Below are 15726 nucleotides of genomic sequence, written 5' to 3'. Positions count from 1 at the left end.
GCGCGCGACCCCATCTGAACGCGCAACGTCCGTGTCGCGCGCAGCCGGCACGGACATCGTCTGCTTCGAATCAACCTGCAACAGAAAGGGAAACCGACCATGGCACAAGAAACCATGAGCTTCCAGGCAGAAGTGAAACAGCTTCTGCACCTGATGATTCACTCGCTGTACAGCAACAAGGAAATCTTCCTGCGCGAACTGATCTCGAACGCATCGGACGCGGCCGACAAGCTGCGCTTCGAAGCGATCGCGAACAACGCGCTGTACGAGAACGATCCGAATCTGCGCATCCGCGTGTCGTTCGACAAGGCGGCGCGCACCGTCAGCATCGACGACAACGGCATCGGGATGAGCCGCGACGAAACGATCTCGCACCTCGGCACGATCGCGCGCTCGGGCACGAAGGAATTCTTCGGCAAGCTGTCGGGCGACCAGCAGAAGGATGCGGCGCTGATCGGCCAGTTCGGCGTCGGTTTCTACTCGGGCTTCATCGTCGCGGACAAGATCACGGTGGAGACGCGCCGCGCCGGCCTGCCGGCCTCGGAAGGCGTGCGCTGGGTGAGTTCGGGCGAGGGCGATTTCGCGGTGGAATCCATCGAGCGCGCGCAACGCGGCACGACGATCACGCTGCATCTGCGCGCCGACGAAGACGAACTGCTGTCCACGTACAAGCTCAAGTCGATCATCCAGAAGTACTCGGATCACGTCGCGCTGCCCATCCTGATGCAGAAGGAAGAGTGGGACGCCGAGAAGAGCGAGATGGTCGCGAAGGACGAGGACGAGACCGTCAACCAGGCGAGCGCGCTGTGGACGCGCGCGAAGAACGACATCTCCGACGAGCAGTACAAGCAGTTCTATCAGCATCTGTCGCACGATCACCAGGACCCGTTGACGTGGACGCACAACCGCGTCGAAGGCCGCAGCGAGTACACGCAGCTGCTGTACGTGCCGGCGCATGCGCCGTTCGATCTGTGGAACCGCGATCATCGCGGCGGCCTCAAGCTGTACGTGAAGCGTGTCTTCATCATGGACGACGCCGAGCAACTGCTGCCCTCGTATCTGCGTTTCGTGAAGGGCGTCGTCGATTCGAGCGATTTGCCGCTGAACGTGTCGCGTGAACTGTTGCAGGAAAGCCGCGACGTGAAGGCGATCCGCGAAGGCGTGACCAAGCGCGCGCTGTCGATGCTCGAAGAGCTGGCCAATTCGGAAGAAGCGGCCGGCAAGGAAAAGTACGCGACGTTCTGGAAGGAATTCGGTCAGGTGCTGAAGGAAGGCATCGGCGAGGACTTCTCGAACAAGGAGCGCATCGCGAAGCTCGCGCGTTTTGCGTCGACGCATAACGACTCGTCGGAGCAGAACGTGTCGCTGACGGATTACGTCGCGCGCATGAAGCCCGAGCAGACGAAGATCTACTACGTGACGGCGGATACGTATCAGGCCGCGAAGAATAGCCCGCATCTCGAAGTGTTTCGCAAGAAGGGCGTCGAAGTGCTGTTGCTGACGGATCGCGTCGACGAATGGATGCTGTCGTTCCTTCAGGACTTCGACGGCAAGCCGCTGCAAAGCGTCGCGCGCGGCGACCTCGATCTCGGCCAGTTGAACGACGAGGAAAAGCAGGCGCAGGAGAAGGTCAGCGAAGAGCTGAAGCCGCTCGTCGAGCGCATGAAGGAGACGCTCAAGGACAAGGCGAAGGACGTGCGTCTGACGTTCCGCCTGACCGATTCGCCGTCGTGCCTCGTCGCCGACGAAGGCGAGATGAGCGGCTACCTGCAGCGCATGCTGAAGGCCGCGGGCCAGAATGCGCCTGCGATGCACCCGATTCTCGAAGTGAATCCGGAACATGCGCTGGTGAAGAACCTCAGCGCCGACAACGCGAATTTCGACGACTGGTGCCACCTGCTGTTCGATCAGGCGTTGCTGGCAGAAGGCGGTTCACTCGAAGACCCGGCGAGCTTCGTGAAGCGCACGAATACGCTGTTGCTGGCGCGCTGATGCGCGTTGCCCGATAAAGGGGCGCGAGAAGAGGAAATGCGCTGCTTCGGCAGCGCATTTTTTTTGCGTGCGCCGTTCGCGCGGCGACGTGCGATTAGCGCTGTGGCAATGTCTTATTCAGCTTGCGCACCTGAGCAAGCACCGACCCCGCGAGCTCCTTGGCTTCGGTGCATGCATGCGCGTCGCCGAGTATATGCGCGGCGACTTTGCCGATGGCCGCGCTCGTGTGCTTCGTCGTGTGATGCTGCGCGAGCGCGGAGGCGGCGAGTTCCTTTTCGATCTTCGATGCGGCGGAACGCTTGAGCACGATCGCGGCGAGATGCGCGACGCGGTCCGACGTGGCTTTGTCCTGAGCGGTCAATTGAAACTCCCTGGGCTGTGGATTAAAGGCCGTGCGTGAGAGCGCGGCGCTCGGCGTTTATCTTCATCGTTCGGCGGTCGCTTGAAGTCGCGAATGGTCCGAACCGCGTGCCGGAACGGTCGGTGAATTCATGCGGATATGGCGTGTCAAGGGCCGGCTTTTTCTGGCCACCCTATAATGCCGCCCATGTCTATTCGTTTCGATGCTGCCGACGCCCATTGGCGCGTCGCGCCCCTTCCAGGTTTTTCGACCGATCAAAAAGACTGGCTCACGCGTGGTGGTTCGCTGACCGCGCATCTGCGCACGCTCGGCGCGGTGGTTGTGCGCGTGACGCGCGAAGCCGTCGATCTGCCCTATGAAGACGAGTACGCCGCGCTCGGCATCGCGCCGCGCACGCCCGTGTGGGTGCGCGAAGTGGCGTTGTCGGTGGACGGCACGCCGTTCGTCGCCGCGCACAGCATCGTGCCGCTCACGGCGAGCACGGGCGTCTGGCAAGCGATGCGGCGTCTGCGCACGCGTCCGCTCGCGGAGCTGTTGTACAGCGACAGCAGCGTGTCGCGTTCGTCGCTGGCGAGCCGGCGCGTGACGGCGCGGCATCCGCTGTATCGGCTCGCGTCGAAAGAAGCGGGCGACGCGCGCGCGCATGCGCTCGTCGCGCGGCGCTCGGTGTTCGAGCGCTATGGCGAGCCGCTGATGGTCACCGAATGCATGCTGCCCGCGCTGTGGGCAAAGCTCGCGACGCGCGGCGGCGGGCGCGCGTTCAGGCAGATCGCGCAACCCGTGTCGCGTGATCATGGCCAGGCGCTCGATCACACGGCGTCGCGCGCCGAGGTCAACGCAAAACGCGTCGACAGGCGCGTTGACAAGCGTGAGGAGGCACGCTGATGTTGCGCGGCTTTCCTCCCGTCGTCGCCGAGAGCACACATACGCTGATACTCGGCAGCTTTCCCGGCGAGGCGTCGCTCGCGGCGACGCAGTACTACGCGCATCCGCGCAACCAGTTCTGGCGCTTGCTCGGCGCGGTAATCGGCGAACCGCTGGCCGAACTCGATTACCCGACGCGCCTCGAGCACCTGTTGAAGCACGGCGTCGGCGTGTGGGACGTGCTGGCCGCATGCACGCGCGAGGGCAGTCTCGATGCCGCGATCCGCAACGCGACGCCCAACGACTTCGCATCGCTGCGCGAGTACGCGCCGAAGCTCGCGAAGGTCTGCTTCAATGGCAAGACGGCGGGCCGCTTTGCGACCGTGATCGCCGCGGCCGGCTACGAAACCCTCGTGCTGCCGTCGTCGAGTCCCGCGAATGCTATGCTCTCGTTCGACCAAAAATTGCGCCTGTGGCGCGACATCCTTACATGACGAAACTGATCAAGCGTGCTTCGGCCGAGGCGCGTGCTTTCCGCAACAAAGAATCCGCAGTCTCCAAGCAAAGAATCTCGCGCGCGAAAACGCGTGCCTCGCGTGACGAAGACGACTTCGCCGATGTCGCGAAGGCTTCGATGATCGAAGCGCCGCGCAAGCCGCGTTTTGCGCCTGTCACGTTCTCGGAAGAGGGCGGCGTGCGCTATCTGCACTTCGGCACGGAATGGGTGCAGGGCGCGATGCGCCTGTCGAAGCCCGATCACATCGAACTCGAATACGCACAGCAGATGATGGCCTGGCTGCTGTTCCTCGAAACACCCAAGCGCATCGTGCAGCTCGGACTCGGCACCGGCTCGCTGACGAAGTTCGCGCACCGCTTCCTGAAGCGCGCGCAGGTCGAAGCCGTCGAACTGAATCCCGCTGTCGTGATCGCGGCGCGCACGATGTTCGGCCTGCCCGCCGACGACGCGCGTCTCACCGTGCGCGAGACGGACGCATGGGAGTTCGTCAACGACCGCGCGAACCACGGCACGGTCGGCGCATTGCAGATCGATCTGTACGATGCGACGGCGCGCGGCCCCGTGCTCGACAGCGTCGCGTTCTATCGCGCCGCGCGCGCATGCCTTGCGCAAGCGGGTGTGGCTACCATCAACCTGTTCGGCGACCATCCGAGCTTCGTGCGCAACATGAAGCGGCTGAACGAAGCCTTCGACGGACGCGTCGTCGCGTTGCCGGAAGTGCACGACGGCAACCGCATCGCGATCGCGTTCTCGGGGCCCGCGATCGACGTGCCGTTCAGGCAGTTGCAGGAGCGCGCGAAGCTGCTCGAAGCGCAGCTCGCGTTGCCGGCGCGCAAGTGGGTCAAGGGCTTGCAGGAGTCGACGGGCCAGGACGGCGCGTTCGCGGTCTGACGCGCGTCGGCGTTCGAACGCAAAAAGGAATGCAACGAGAACGCGAGAAGCGCCGCCATAACGAACGGCGTAGGCCCCGCGCTGGTGCAACGCCAGCGCGCCAACCGCCGTGCCGTAGACACGGCACGGCGGAATCAAAGCGGCTTTGCAACGCGGCCTTGGCTCAACCGCACTCGAATCGATGGGACATAGCGCAACCCGTCCAACGAAGCGGCAGAAGTTTCCGCTTTAGTCTCCGATCCCACATTCCCCGACGATTCTCCTATTGACAACACCGTTGCGTTTAGGGTCAGCCCTGCTTGACCGGTCGTTCGCCACTCCGATACTCTTTCGATGCTTTCGGGGAGCCCAAGCTGTTATCCGCAGCCGGGTCCATCTGCCCGCCAAACACGGGCCACAATTCAATAAAAGGAAAGAGGAGACGTCATGGCTCACGACGCCGACGCCAACAAGGCCAGCAAGCACTGGCTCTGGCTGTTGCTGCTGCCCTGGATCGCGATGATCTGGGTGCCGTCATACAACAAGGTCGAACCGCAACTGTTCGACTTCCCGTTCTTCTACTGGTATCAGCTCCTGTGGGTGCTGATCAGCGCCGTGATCACCGCGCTGGTGTACTTCAAGACGAAGACCCGTTCGAAGGGAGCCGCACGATGAATGCAATCGCAACCTTCGTCTTCGTTCTGTTTTTCATCGGCGTCACGATTCTCGGCTTCGTCGCGGCCCACTGGCGGCGCGGCGATCTCGCGCATCTGGAAGAGTGGGGCCTCGGCGGCCGGCGCTTCGGCACGGTCGTCACATGGTTCCTGCTGGGCGGCGACCTCTATACGGCCTACACGTTCATCGCCGTGCCGGCGCTCGTGTTCGGCGCGGGCGCGACGGGTTTCTTCGCGCTTCCCTATACGATCCTGATCTATCCGTTCGCGTTCGTCGTGTTCCCGAAGCTGTGGAGCATTGCGAAGCGTCATGGCTATGTCACGTCCGCTGACTTCGTCAACGCGCGCTACGGCAGCCGCATGCTCGCGCTCGTCGTCGCCGTGACGGGCATCGTCGCGACGATGCCGTACATCGCGCTGCAACTGGTCGGCATCGAAGTGGTGATCGGCGCGCTCGGCTTCGACACGACGGGCTTCGTCGGCGATCTGCCGCTGATCATCGCGTTCGCGATTCTCGCCGCCTACACGTACACGTCGGGTCTGCGCGCGCCGGCGATGATCGCTGTCGTCAAGGACGTGCTGATCTACATCACGATCGCCGCTGCGATCATCGTGATTCCGCCGCAACTCGGCGGCTTCGGCCACATCTTCGGCGCGGTGCCGCCCGCCAAGCTGCTGCTGAAGGCGCCGGACGTGGCGAGCCTCAACGGCTATAGCGCATACGCGACACTGGCAGTGGGATCGGCGCTCGCGCTTTTCCTGTATCCGCACTCGGTGACGGCGATTCTGTCGTCGTCGTCGGGCAATACGATCCGCCGCAACATGGCGATGCTGCCGGCGTACTCGCTCGTGCTCGGCCTGCTCGCGCTGCTCGGCTTCATGGCGCTCGCAGCGGGCGTGAAGGACATGCCGGAGTTCGCGCCGTACTTCAAGGCCTTCGGTCCGAACTTCGCGGTGCCCGCGCTGTTCCTGCACTTCTTCCCGTCGTGGTTCGTCGGCGTCGCGTTCGCGGCGATCGGCATCGGCGCGCTGGTGCCCGCCGCGATCATGTCGATTGCAGCGGCGAACCTGTACACGCGCAACATCCACAAGGAGTTCGTCAACCGCAACATGACGCACGAGCAGGAAACGAACATCGCGAAGCTGGTCTCGCTGATCGTGAAGGTGGGCGCCGTCGCGTTCATTCTCGGCCTGCCGCTGACGTACGCGATCCAGCTGCAACTGCTCGGCGGCATCTGGATCATCCAGACGCTGCCCGCGATCGTGCTCGGCCTCTACACGCGCGTGCTCGACTATCGCGGCCTGCTGCTCGGCTGGGCGGCGGGCATCGCCGTTGGCACATGGATGGCGATCTCGCTGAAGCTCGCGGGCTCGATCTACACGATCCACATCGGCGGTCTGGCGATTCCGGGTTATGCGGCTGTCTGGTCGCTGATCGTCAACCTCGTCGTGTCGATCGTCGTCAGCTTCGCCGTGCGCGCAGCGGGCATGAAGCACGCGGAAGACCGCACGCGTCCGGAAGACTATCTGGATCACCCCGTCGAAAGCTGATCGCGCCGTTTGCTTGGTCCGCATCACACGAAGCCCGCAGCCAATGCTGCGGGCTTTTTCGTTGGCGCGGCGCGGCCCGGCCCGGCCCGGCGGTCTCCTGCCGACGCCGCTCACATCGTTTATGCTCGTCCGGTGGCTTCGACCCAACGTGAGATAACCGATGGCTTTCGCCGACCCGCATTCGAATCCGTCGCGCAAGCGCAGCGACAAGCCGCCCGTCTCGAACGACGCCGTCACCGCGCGCCTCGCGCCGCGCCGCACACGCATCGGACGGATCGCGCGCGCGATTACGTCGCCGTACTACCGCTACCGGCACGCGAAGTTTTTCCATAGCCTGCGCGTCGGTCTCGCGATGCTCGTGTCGATTCTCGCGACGACGGGCATCGACATTCCGCATGGCATCTGGTCGTCGGTGACGCTGCTGGTGGTGATCGGCGGGCTGCAGCATCACGGCAATATCCGCAAGAAGGCGGCGGAGCGCGCGGCGGGCACGCTGCTCGGCGCGGCCCTCGGGCTTGCGCTGATCCTTCAACAGAACCTGTTCGACTCGCTGCCTCTCACGTATGTGCTGATGTCGGTGATTGCCGCCGTCTGCGCGTGGTTCGCGATCGGCACGGCCGGTTACGTCGCGCTGCTGACGGCGATCACGATGTGCATCGTCGCGGGCCACGGCGACAACATGATCGACACGGGCCTATGGCGCACGCTGAACGTGCTGATCGGCATCGTGATCGCGCTCGCGTTTTCATTCGCGCTGCCGCTGCACGCGACTTATTCGTGGCGCTATCTGCTCGCCGACAATCTGCGCGAGTGCGCGCGCCTCTACACGCGGATGATGACGGGCGTGCCCATCGGCAGCGATGAGCTGGTGGCGACGTTCATCCGTATGGGCAAGCGGCTCGTGCAACTGCGCTCGCTGATGCCATCGGTGGCGAAGGAAATCGACGTGCCGATTGCGCGGCTCGACGACATCCAGCGTCTGCATCGCTCCATGCTGAGCGCGCTGGAAATGCTGTCGACGGGCACGCTCGCGCACGCGGAAATACGCGCAGCGTTTGCACACGAGTGCGGCGAGGAGACGAACGCGGTGCGCCTGACGCTGCTTGCGAGCGCGCGTGCGCTGCGCTTCGCGGGCGCGACGCAGTTCGGAACGCCGGAGGAGATTTCAGCGGAGACGCTGGCTTGTCCGCCTGCCGATGCGACGGCACACAGTGAAGAAGATTCGACAGGCGCGCAGGCTTCGCGCAAAGAAATGGCCCCTGAATTGCAGGGGCCATATTGGCTTGCGCAGCGCTTCGCGGAACAGGTCGAGCGCATGCGTGCGTTGCTGGCTGATGCCGAGCCGAACTGGAATATCGAAGGCAAAGATCGCGAGCACGCGTCACGCTGATCTGCTTGCCGGCTCGCTATTCGGGTTGATATCAGCTCGGGTGCTTGTCGCCTTCGTGCGGGTTCGTGACCATCCACATCACGCCGAACCTGTCGATGGCCATACCGAAGCCGCTGCTCCAGAACGTCGCCTGCCACGGCATCACGACATTGCCGCCTTCCGAAATTGCCTTGAACGTCTTTTCGCCTTGCGACGGGTCGTCGACGGTGATCGACAGGCTGTAGCCCGAGTGCGTCACGGGCGTTCCGTCGCAATTGCCATCCGAGGCCATCAGTTCCGTCGAACCGATTCTGATCGTCGAATGCATGATCTTTTCTTCGGTGCCGGGGCGGATCGGCTGCTCGGGGCTCGGCGGCGCATCCTTGAAGCGCATCTGGAACAGCACCTGCGCGCCGAGCTTCTCGCCGTAGAACTTCAGCGCTTCTTCACAGCGGCCATTGAAAAACAGATAGGGTTGGACTTGCATCGATGTCTCCACTCAATTGACATGTCGTTTCATGCGAACGCGCAGCGACGCATTCGTGTCAACGATTGTAGTCGTCGCGGGAGCGTCGAATGTGAAACTGTGTTGACCGAAGTGACGCGCGCGGCGCGCTGACGGCGTGAGAAGGAATCGTAGGGAAGCAGGCGCAAAAAGCACATAAAAAAGCGCGCGCAGCCTTGCCGGCCACGCGCGCTTTTGCGCAGAGAAGAAATACGGAGCGGATCAACGCAGCGCGTCGATCACCTTTTCGAGCTTGATCGCGTCCGCTGCGAACACGCGGATGCCTTCCGACAGCTTTTCGGTCGCCATCGCGTCTTCGTTGACGAGGAAGCGGAACGACGGCTCGTCCGTCGGCACGCGCGCGATCTCGGCGTTCTTGCTGGCTTCCGGCGACAGCTTGCGTTCGACCTTGTCGGTGCTGTCGTGCAGCTTTTGCAGCAGATCGGGGCTGATCGTCAGCAGATCGCAGCCCGCCAGTTCGGTGATCTGGCTCGTCGTGCGGAAGCTCGCGCCCATCACTTCAGTCGGGTAGCCGAATTTCTTGTAGTACGCATAGATGCGGCGCACCGATTGCACGCCCGGATCGTTCGCACCGCCGTCGCGCGCTTCGTCCCAGTTGCTGCCGGCGCTCTTCTTGTACCAGTCGTAGATGCGGCCGACGAACGGCGAAATCAGCTGCGCGCCCGCTTCCGCGCACGCGACGGCTTGCGGCAGCGAGAACAGCAGCGTCATGTTGCACTTGACGCCTTCCTTCTGCAGCACTTCGGCCGCGCGGATGCCTTCCCACGTCGACGCGAGCTTGATCAGCACGCGCTCGCGGCCGATGCCTTGCGCTTCGTACATCTTGATGAGTTCATGCGCCTTGTCGATCGACGCTTTCGTGTCGAACGAAAGGCGTGCGTCGACTTCCGTCGATACGCGGCCCGGGACGATCTTCAGGATTTCGGTGCCGAAGGCGATCAACAGGTTGTCGATGATTGCGCTGACGGGCTTCGACGCGTGGTCGCGTACCGTCTTTTCGAGCAGCGGCTTGTATTCGTCCTTCTGCACGGCCTTCAGGACCAGCGACGGATTCGTCGTCGCGTCCTGCGGCTTGTATTGCGCGAGTTGCTGGAAGTCGCCGGTATCCGCGACGACCTTGGTGTATTGCTTGAGTTGATCGAGTGCAGTAGTCATGTCGAGCCTTCGCTTCGGGGCGCACGCGCGCCAAGGTCCAGGGAAATGATGACGTCGCGCGAGGCCGCCGTCAGCACGCAAACGGCCACGCGTGAGCGCGTCACCGGCAGTGTCCACGTTGCAAGCCGGAAATGTTACCGTGGAACGCCGCCCGATACTTCTATTCTATGGCGGATTGAGTGATGCTGGTTTGACAGGTACGTCTGTCCGTCCGGTCGCGCCATGGGCCCTGGCACTTTCCGCCTTTGGAGCTGGCCGTCCCTGGGGCACGGGCCGACCTTCGCACTTCGCGTTTCGCGCGTTGTGCGCTGTGATGCGCTGTCATGCGCGCCGAGCGTTCAGCACGAATTGCGTGACCAGACCCGCGACGAGCCCCCAGAATGCCGAGCCGATCGACAGCAGCGTGAGGCCCGAGGCCGTCACCATGAACGTGACGAGCGCGGCTTCACGCTGCCTTGCGTCGTGCATCGCGTTCGTGAGCCCGCTCATGATCGAGCCGAACAGCGCGAGCGCCGCGACCGACACCACGAGCGCTTTCGGCAGCGAGCCGAAGAGCGCCGCGATCGTCGCGCCGAAGATCCCCGCGATCAGATAGAACATGCCGCACCAGACGGCAGCCATATAGCGCTTCGAGCGGTCTTCGTGCGCTTCGCGGCCCGTGCAGATTGCGGCCGTGATCGCGGCGAGATTCAGGCCGTGCGAGCCGAACGGCGCGAGCAACAGCGACGCGACGCCCGTCGTCGCGATCAGCGGCGCGGACGGCGTCTGGTAGCCATCGGCGCGCAGCACGGCGATGCCGGGCACGTTCTGCGAGGCCATCGCCACGACGAAAAGCGGAATGCCGATGCTGACGATCGCCGACAGCGAGAACGCGGGCACAGTCAGTACGGAAACGGCGAACGCGACGCGGAAAGCGCTGAAGTCGAGCAGGCCGAGCGCGCCTGCAACCACCGTGCCGACTACCAGCGTCGCAGGGATCGCATAGCGCGGCGCGAAACGCTTGATCGCGAGGTAGGTGAAGAACATCGCGAGCACGAGCGCCGGCTGGAATTGCGCGGCGCGAAAAATTTCGATGCCGATCTCGAACAGGATGCCCGCCAGCAGTGCCGCCGCGATGCCCGCCGGAATCTTTCTCATCAGCGTATCGAACCAGCCCGTGAGGCCCACGACCGTCAGCAGCAGCGCGCAGACGATGAATGCGCCGATCGCTTCGGGATACGCGACGTGCGGCAGCGACGACACGAGCAGCGCCGCGCCTGGCGTCGACCATGCGATCACGATGGGCGCGCGAAAGCGCAGCGACAGTCCGATCGTGCACAGCGCCATGCCCATCGACAGCGCCCAGATCCATGAAGAAATCTGCGCATCGGTCAGATGTGCGGCGCGGCCTGCCTGGAACATCAGTACGATCGAACTCGTGTAGCCCGTCATCATCGCGACGAAGCCGGCGACGAGCGCGGACAGCGACGTGTCGGTGAATGGCCTGAGCGGCGCGCGCGCGGCCGTGGAGAAATCGGGGGAAGAAGGGGTGGTCATCCTGCGTGTCTCTTATGGTGTGTTCTGGGTGGTGCGTTATAGCGGTGCGTTTGGGGTGATGCGTTGTTGCAGCGCCGTTGCCGCGCGCGCGGCGCGGCAACGAAGCGCGAGCGGGCGCAGTGCGTCCGCTATCGTCGCCTTGCGTTCGGACGTCGAAGATCGGTGGAGTTTACTTGTTTAGCATGCGCATCGCGGTTTCGAGCCCGGCGAGCGTGAGCGGGTACATCCGGTGGCCGAGCACTTCGCGGATCACCGAGACCGACTGCCGATATTCCCACAAGCCTTCAGGCTCGGGATTGAGCCACGCGTGATGCGGGAAATGATCGGCGATCCGGCGCAGCCACACGGCGCCCGCTTCGGCGTTGTTGTACTCGACCGAGCCACCCGGCTGCAGCACCTCATACGGGCTCATCGTCGCGTCGCCGACGAAGATCAGTTTGTAGTCGGGCGTGAACTTGTGCAGCATGTCCCACGTCGCGAGCCGCTCGACGTGCCGGCGGCGGTTGTTCTTCCACAGGAAGTCGTAGACGCAGTTGTGGAAGTAGTAGAACTCGAGGTGCTTGAACTCGGCCTTCGCGGCCGAGAACAGTTCTTCCGTGCGCTTGATGTGATCGTCCATCGATCCGCCGACGTCGAGCAGCATCAGCACTTTCACGTTGTTGTGCCGCTCGGGGACCATCTTCAGGTCGAGCCAGCCGGCGTTCGCGGCCGTGCTGCGGATCGTGTCGGGCAAGTCGAGCTCTTCGGCGGCGCCTTCGCGCGCGAAGCGCCGCAGCCGGCGCAGCGCAACCTTGATGTTGCGCGTGCCGATCTCGACCTGATCGTCGTAATCGCGATAGGCGCGCTGGTCCCATACCTTGACGGCCGTCCGGTTGCCCGACGAGTCGCCGCCGATCCGAATGCCTTCCGGGTTGTAGCCCCCATTGCCAAACGGCGACGTGCCGCCCGTGCCGATCCATTTGCTGCCGCCTTCGTGACGGCCTTTCTGTTCGTCGAACAGTTCTTTCAGGCGCTCCATCAGCTTGTCGAGGCCGCCCATCTTTTCGATCTGCGCCTTTTCTTCGGCGCTCAGGTCGCGTTGCAGCTTCTTCTTCAGCCAGTCGAGAGGAACGTCGAATGCGAGATCGGACTTCTGCGCGACGCCGTTGAAATACGCGCCGAACGCCTGATCGAACTTGTCGAAATACTGCTCGTCCTTCACGAGCGTCATGCGCGCGAGGTAGTAGAACTCGTCCAGCGACGGCTGGATCACGCTTTCCTTCAGCGCTTCGAGCAGCGTCAGGTACTCCTTCACGGAGACGGGCAGCTTCGCGGCGCGCAGCGTGTAGAAAAAGTCGATCAGCATGCCGTCGTCTCCAGGCTTTCCGCGTGGATGCCTTCTATCAGCGGTCAATCAGCGGTTATTGCGGTTCATGAACACAAGCCGCTCGAAGAGGCTCACGTCCTGCTCGTTCTTCAGCAGCGCGCCGTGCAGCGGCGGCACGATCTGCTTCTGGTCCTGCGAGCGCAGCGCTTCGGGCGGAATGTCTTCGGCGAGCAGCAGCTTCAGCCAGTCGAGCAGCTCGGACGTGGACGGCTTCTTCTTCAGGCCCGATACATTGCGCAATTCGAAGAAGCTTTCCATCGCGGCGCGCAGCAGCTCCTGCTTGATGCCGGGATAGTGGACTTCGACGATCTGCTGCATCGTCGCGGGATCGGGGAACTTGATGTAGTGGAAGAAGCAGCGGCGCAGAAACGCGTCGGGCAGTTCCTTCTCGTTGTTCGACGTGATGATGACGAGCGGACGGTGCCTGGCCTTCACGAGCTCGCGCGTCTCGTACACATAGAACTCCATGCGGTCGAGCTCGCGCAGCAGATCGTTCGGAAACTCGATGTCGGCCTTGTCGATTTCGTCGATCAGCAACACCGCCTGCCGGTCCGATTCGAACGCCTGCCACAGCACGCCCTTGACGATGTAGTTGCCGATATCTTTCACGCGCTCGTCGCCGAGCTGCGAATCGCGCAGACGCGAGACGGCGTCGTATTCGTACAGGCCCTGTTGCGCCTTCGTCGTCGACTTGATGTGCCACTGCAGCAGCGGCATGCCGAGGGCCGCCGCGACTTCCTCCGCGAGCATGGTCTTGCCCGTGCCCGGCTCGCCCTTGATGAGCAACGGGCGCTTGAGCGTCATCGCGGCATTGACCGCGAGCTTGAGATCGTCGGTGGCGACGTATTGCGATGAGCCTTCGAAACGCATGACTGGACGCCCGTTCGGGAAAAATTCCAGTATAAGTCAGAAGCCCTGTTGTGCTGAACCGCGCTCCAGTATGGTGTCAGCCGCGTTGCACGGTGCGCAGAACGCGTGCCCGGACGCTCGGGCGATAGAGCGTAAGGTGTCATGTGCTGTTCGGCGCGATGCCTGAAAAAGCGGCAGATGTGTGGCCGACGCATGGGCCGGGGCGGCCGAACCTGTCGTGCAGCCTTCGCCAGCCGCTCATTCGGCCTGCGGCAATGTGCCGCGCCCCGTCGTGCGTCAAATGCAGTAAGACGCCCAAGGGGTGCGCCGCGCGCTGCTCGCTGCGGCGCTTTCGCGGCAAAGGGCGCGGGCTCCCGCCAGGTGGACGCCCGGCGCGGCGTCGCGGTACAATTGGGCCGATTTTTTTTGGCCTGCGTGGCAACCCGACAAGTAAAACGGCGCAGGCCGTTGCCTTTTCGGGCGCCCGTTTCCCCTCAAGCCAGGTTAGAAGAGCTATGAACAAATTCGTCGGCAAACATGTCGTGATCGCAGCGATGTCGGTGCTCGCGGGCTTAGCGTCAACTGTGCAGGCAGCGGATATCATCGGCAATGCCAAGGCGGGCCAGGGCAAGGTCGCGATGTGTATCGGCTGTCACGGTATTCCTGACTATCGTACGGCGTACCCCGAGGTATACCGGGTGCCGATGCTGGGCGGGCAGAATCAGACCTACCTCGAAAACGCGCTGCACGCGTACAAGAAGGGCGATCGCCATTTCGAAACGATGCATGCTGTCGCGACGTCGCTGTCCGATCAGGACATCGCCGACATCGCCGCGTACTACGCATCGCAGACTTCCTCTTCGAAGAACAATCCCGACAAGTGATCGTCGTCCCGACCAAGGCGGCTCATTTGCTCGTCCGGTTCGCGGGTCGCAATCAGATTGCATGGGACGGAAGCAAGCGCTAAAGCGCCCCCGTCGACACAGGAGAATTCATGAAGAAGCACCCACACGCACTTCATACGGTGGTCAAGGCGGCATGCGCGACCCTCGCGCTGGCCGGTTTCGTCGTCGCTTCGAATGCGGCGCACGCGGCGGATGCCGGCAACGGCAAGGTGCTCGCGGAGAGCCACAACTGCGCGGCCTGCCACGGCCCGAACCTGAACAAGCCGGTGAGCCCCGAATATCCGAAGCTCGCGGGCCAGCATGCCGACTACATCTACTGGGCGCTGCGCCAGTATCAGATGGGCAACGGCAATCCGCATCTCGGCCGCAACAACGCAATCATGCAGGCGCAGGTGCAAAGCCTGTCGCAGAACGATATGAAAGATCTCGCGGCCTATATCGAATCGCTGAATGGCGATCTCGTGCAGAAGAAGTAATCGGCACGACATCTGCTGACGGTTCGCGACAAACACAAACACCCCGCATGCGCGGGGTGTTTGCTTTGGTGCGACGGACGTCGCGCGTGACGTGACGAGACGAGAGTCGGCGCGTGCGACTCAGGCGCTCAATCGCGCGACGCGCGGCGCTCGATACGTTGCAGATAGGCGTCCGTATCGGGCGGCGTGTTCGTGCGCTGCGCTTCCCAGATCGTTTCGCCGAGGCATTCCATGATCGCGTGCTGCGCGTCGTGCGTCGAGCCGAGGCGCGCGGCGAGACGGTCGTGCGCGGCGCGGATGCCGGGCGGCTGATCGATTGACAGCTGCTCGCTGATGGCGAGATGCATCGACAGATGCAGGAACGGGTTGGTCTGTCCGCGCTCGGGCGAATAGTCCTGTGCCGATGCGGCGTCGGGGTCGGCGAGCTCGGCGTGATATTCGGGGTGCTCGACGATCCAGTCGGCGGCGATGGCTTCGAGCGGCGTCAGGATTTCACCCGCGCGCTGCTTGCGCCAGGTGTCGGTGAAAAAACGGCGGACTTCGTCGCGGCTGGGATTGAACATCGATGGACTTCGGGCGGTAAGGGCGAGTGGAGCCGGATGCGGCGACGCGCGCATTGCAGGCCGTCGATGACGGACCGCGCACGCAGACGCTTATTTTACGCCGCGACCATGCTGCCCGCTGACGGGCGGCCCGGGGAGGCAGGGCGGGCGCG

At 63.4% G+C, this 15726-nt stretch carries 16 protein-coding genes; 9 read left to right on the top strand and 7 right to left on the bottom strand.

Annotated features, from left to right (window positions below; translation table 11 throughout):
• Positions 1-99 precede the first annotated feature (99 nt).
• A complete protein-coding gene (gene htpG, locus BMW76_RS07315) occupies positions 100-1992 on the top strand; it encodes a molecular chaperone HtpG (RefSeq protein WP_090864489.1) in 1893 nt (630 codons plus the stop codon).
• Positions 1993-2086: 94 nt separating this feature from the next.
• On the opposite strand, the gene BMW76_RS07310 is transcribed toward htpG, so the two are convergent.
• On the bottom strand, positions 2087-2353 hold the full coding sequence (locus BMW76_RS07310) for a hypothetical protein (protein WP_090864488.1): 267 nt from the start codon (positions 2351-2353) through the stop codon (positions 2087-2089).
• A 186-nt stretch (positions 2354-2539) separates the two neighbouring features.
• On the opposite strand from BMW76_RS07310, the gene BMW76_RS07305 reads away from it, so the two are divergent.
• From BMW76_RS07305 to BMW76_RS07280, 6 genes are all read left to right on the top strand, one after another.
• Positions 2540-3238, top strand: coding sequence for a chorismate--pyruvate lyase family protein (locus BMW76_RS07305; RefSeq protein ID WP_090864661.1), 699 nt, complete (start codon positions 2540-2542; stop codon positions 3236-3238).
• Entirely contained in the window at positions 3238-3711 is a 474-nt protein-coding gene (locus tag BMW76_RS07300) for a DNA-deoxyinosine glycosylase (protein ID WP_090864487.1), read from the top strand. Before BMW76_RS07305 ends, BMW76_RS07300 begins: the two co-directional genes overlap by 1 nt.
• Positions 3708-4625, top strand: coding sequence for a class I SAM-dependent methyltransferase (locus BMW76_RS07295; RefSeq protein ID WP_090864486.1), 918 nt, complete (start codon positions 3708-3710; stop codon positions 4623-4625). Before BMW76_RS07300 ends, BMW76_RS07295 begins: the two co-directional genes overlap by 4 nt.
• A gap of 426 nt (positions 4626-5051) precedes the next feature.
• Complete coding sequence (locus BMW76_RS07290; protein ID WP_090864485.1) at positions 5052-5279, top strand: DUF3311 domain-containing protein; 228 nt, start codon at positions 5052-5054, stop codon at positions 5277-5279.
• Positions 5276-6829, top strand: a complete 1554-nt coding sequence (gene mctP, locus BMW76_RS07285) for a monocarboxylate uptake permease MctP (RefSeq protein WP_090864484.1) — start codon at positions 5276-5278, stop codon at positions 6827-6829. Before BMW76_RS07290 ends, mctP begins: the two co-directional genes overlap by 4 nt.
• Before the next feature lie 160 nt (positions 6830-6989).
• Positions 6990-8219, top strand: coding sequence for an FUSC family protein (locus BMW76_RS07280; protein ID WP_090864483.1), 1230 nt, complete (start codon positions 6990-6992; stop codon positions 8217-8219).
• Between the two features lie 31 nt (positions 8220-8250).
• On the opposite strand, the gene BMW76_RS07275 is transcribed toward BMW76_RS07280, so the two are convergent.
• The 5 genes from BMW76_RS07275 to BMW76_RS07255 all read right to left on the bottom strand — a co-directional run bounded on the left by BMW76_RS07275 (position 8251) and on the right by BMW76_RS07255 (position 13651).
• Entirely contained in the window at positions 8251-8685 is a 435-nt protein-coding gene (locus tag BMW76_RS07275) for a VOC family protein (protein ID WP_090864482.1), read from the bottom strand.
• Between the two features lie 240 nt (positions 8686-8925).
• Positions 8926-9879 (bottom strand): transaldolase, encoded by a 954-nt coding sequence (gene tal, locus BMW76_RS07270; RefSeq protein ID WP_090864481.1) that lies wholly within the window; start codon positions 9877-9879, stop codon positions 8926-8928.
• A gap of 321 nt (positions 9880-10200) precedes the next feature.
• The gene (locus BMW76_RS07265) at positions 10201-11415 is read right to left on the bottom strand and encodes a benzoate/H(+) symporter BenE family transporter (RefSeq protein ID WP_090864480.1); all 1215 of its coding nucleotides are present in this window, start codon (positions 11413-11415) and stop codon (positions 10201-10203) included.
• Between the two features lie 169 nt (positions 11416-11584).
• Positions 11585-12760 (bottom strand): vWA domain-containing protein, encoded by a 1176-nt coding sequence (locus BMW76_RS07260; RefSeq protein WP_090864479.1) that lies wholly within the window; start codon positions 12758-12760, stop codon positions 11585-11587.
• Positions 12761-12808: 48 nt separating this feature from the next.
• On the bottom strand, positions 12809-13651 hold the full coding sequence (locus BMW76_RS07255) for an AAA family ATPase (RefSeq protein ID WP_090864478.1): 843 nt from the start codon (positions 13649-13651) through the stop codon (positions 12809-12811).
• A gap of 494 nt (positions 13652-14145) precedes the next feature.
• On the opposite strand from BMW76_RS07255, the gene BMW76_RS07250 reads away from it, so the two are divergent.
• Both BMW76_RS07250 and BMW76_RS07245 read left to right on the top strand, forming a co-directional pair.
• On the top strand, positions 14146-14514 hold the full coding sequence (locus tag BMW76_RS07250; protein WP_090864477.1) for a c-type cytochrome: 369 nt from the start codon (positions 14146-14148) through the stop codon (positions 14512-14514).
• A 110-nt stretch (positions 14515-14624) separates the two neighbouring features.
• Complete coding sequence (locus BMW76_RS07245) at positions 14625-15011, top strand: c-type cytochrome (protein WP_087734499.1); 387 nt, start codon at positions 14625-14627, stop codon at positions 15009-15011.
• Positions 15012-15139: 128 nt separating this feature from the next.
• Here the strand turns inward: BMW76_RS07245 and BMW76_RS07240 are convergent, their stop codons facing one another.
• Positions 15140-15574, bottom strand: coding sequence for a DUF1841 family protein (locus BMW76_RS07240; RefSeq protein WP_028365591.1), 435 nt, complete (start codon positions 15572-15574; stop codon positions 15140-15142).
• Between the last annotated feature and the right edge of the window lie 152 nt (positions 15575-15726).

The sequence above is a fragment of the Paraburkholderia diazotrophica genome, from assembly GCF_900108945.1.
Taxonomy (GTDB): Bacteria; Pseudomonadota; Gammaproteobacteria; order Burkholderiales; family Burkholderiaceae; genus Paraburkholderia; species Paraburkholderia diazotrophica.
Note: the sequence above shows the minus strand (reverse complement) of the source record. Positions and strands in the feature narration are given on the sequence as shown.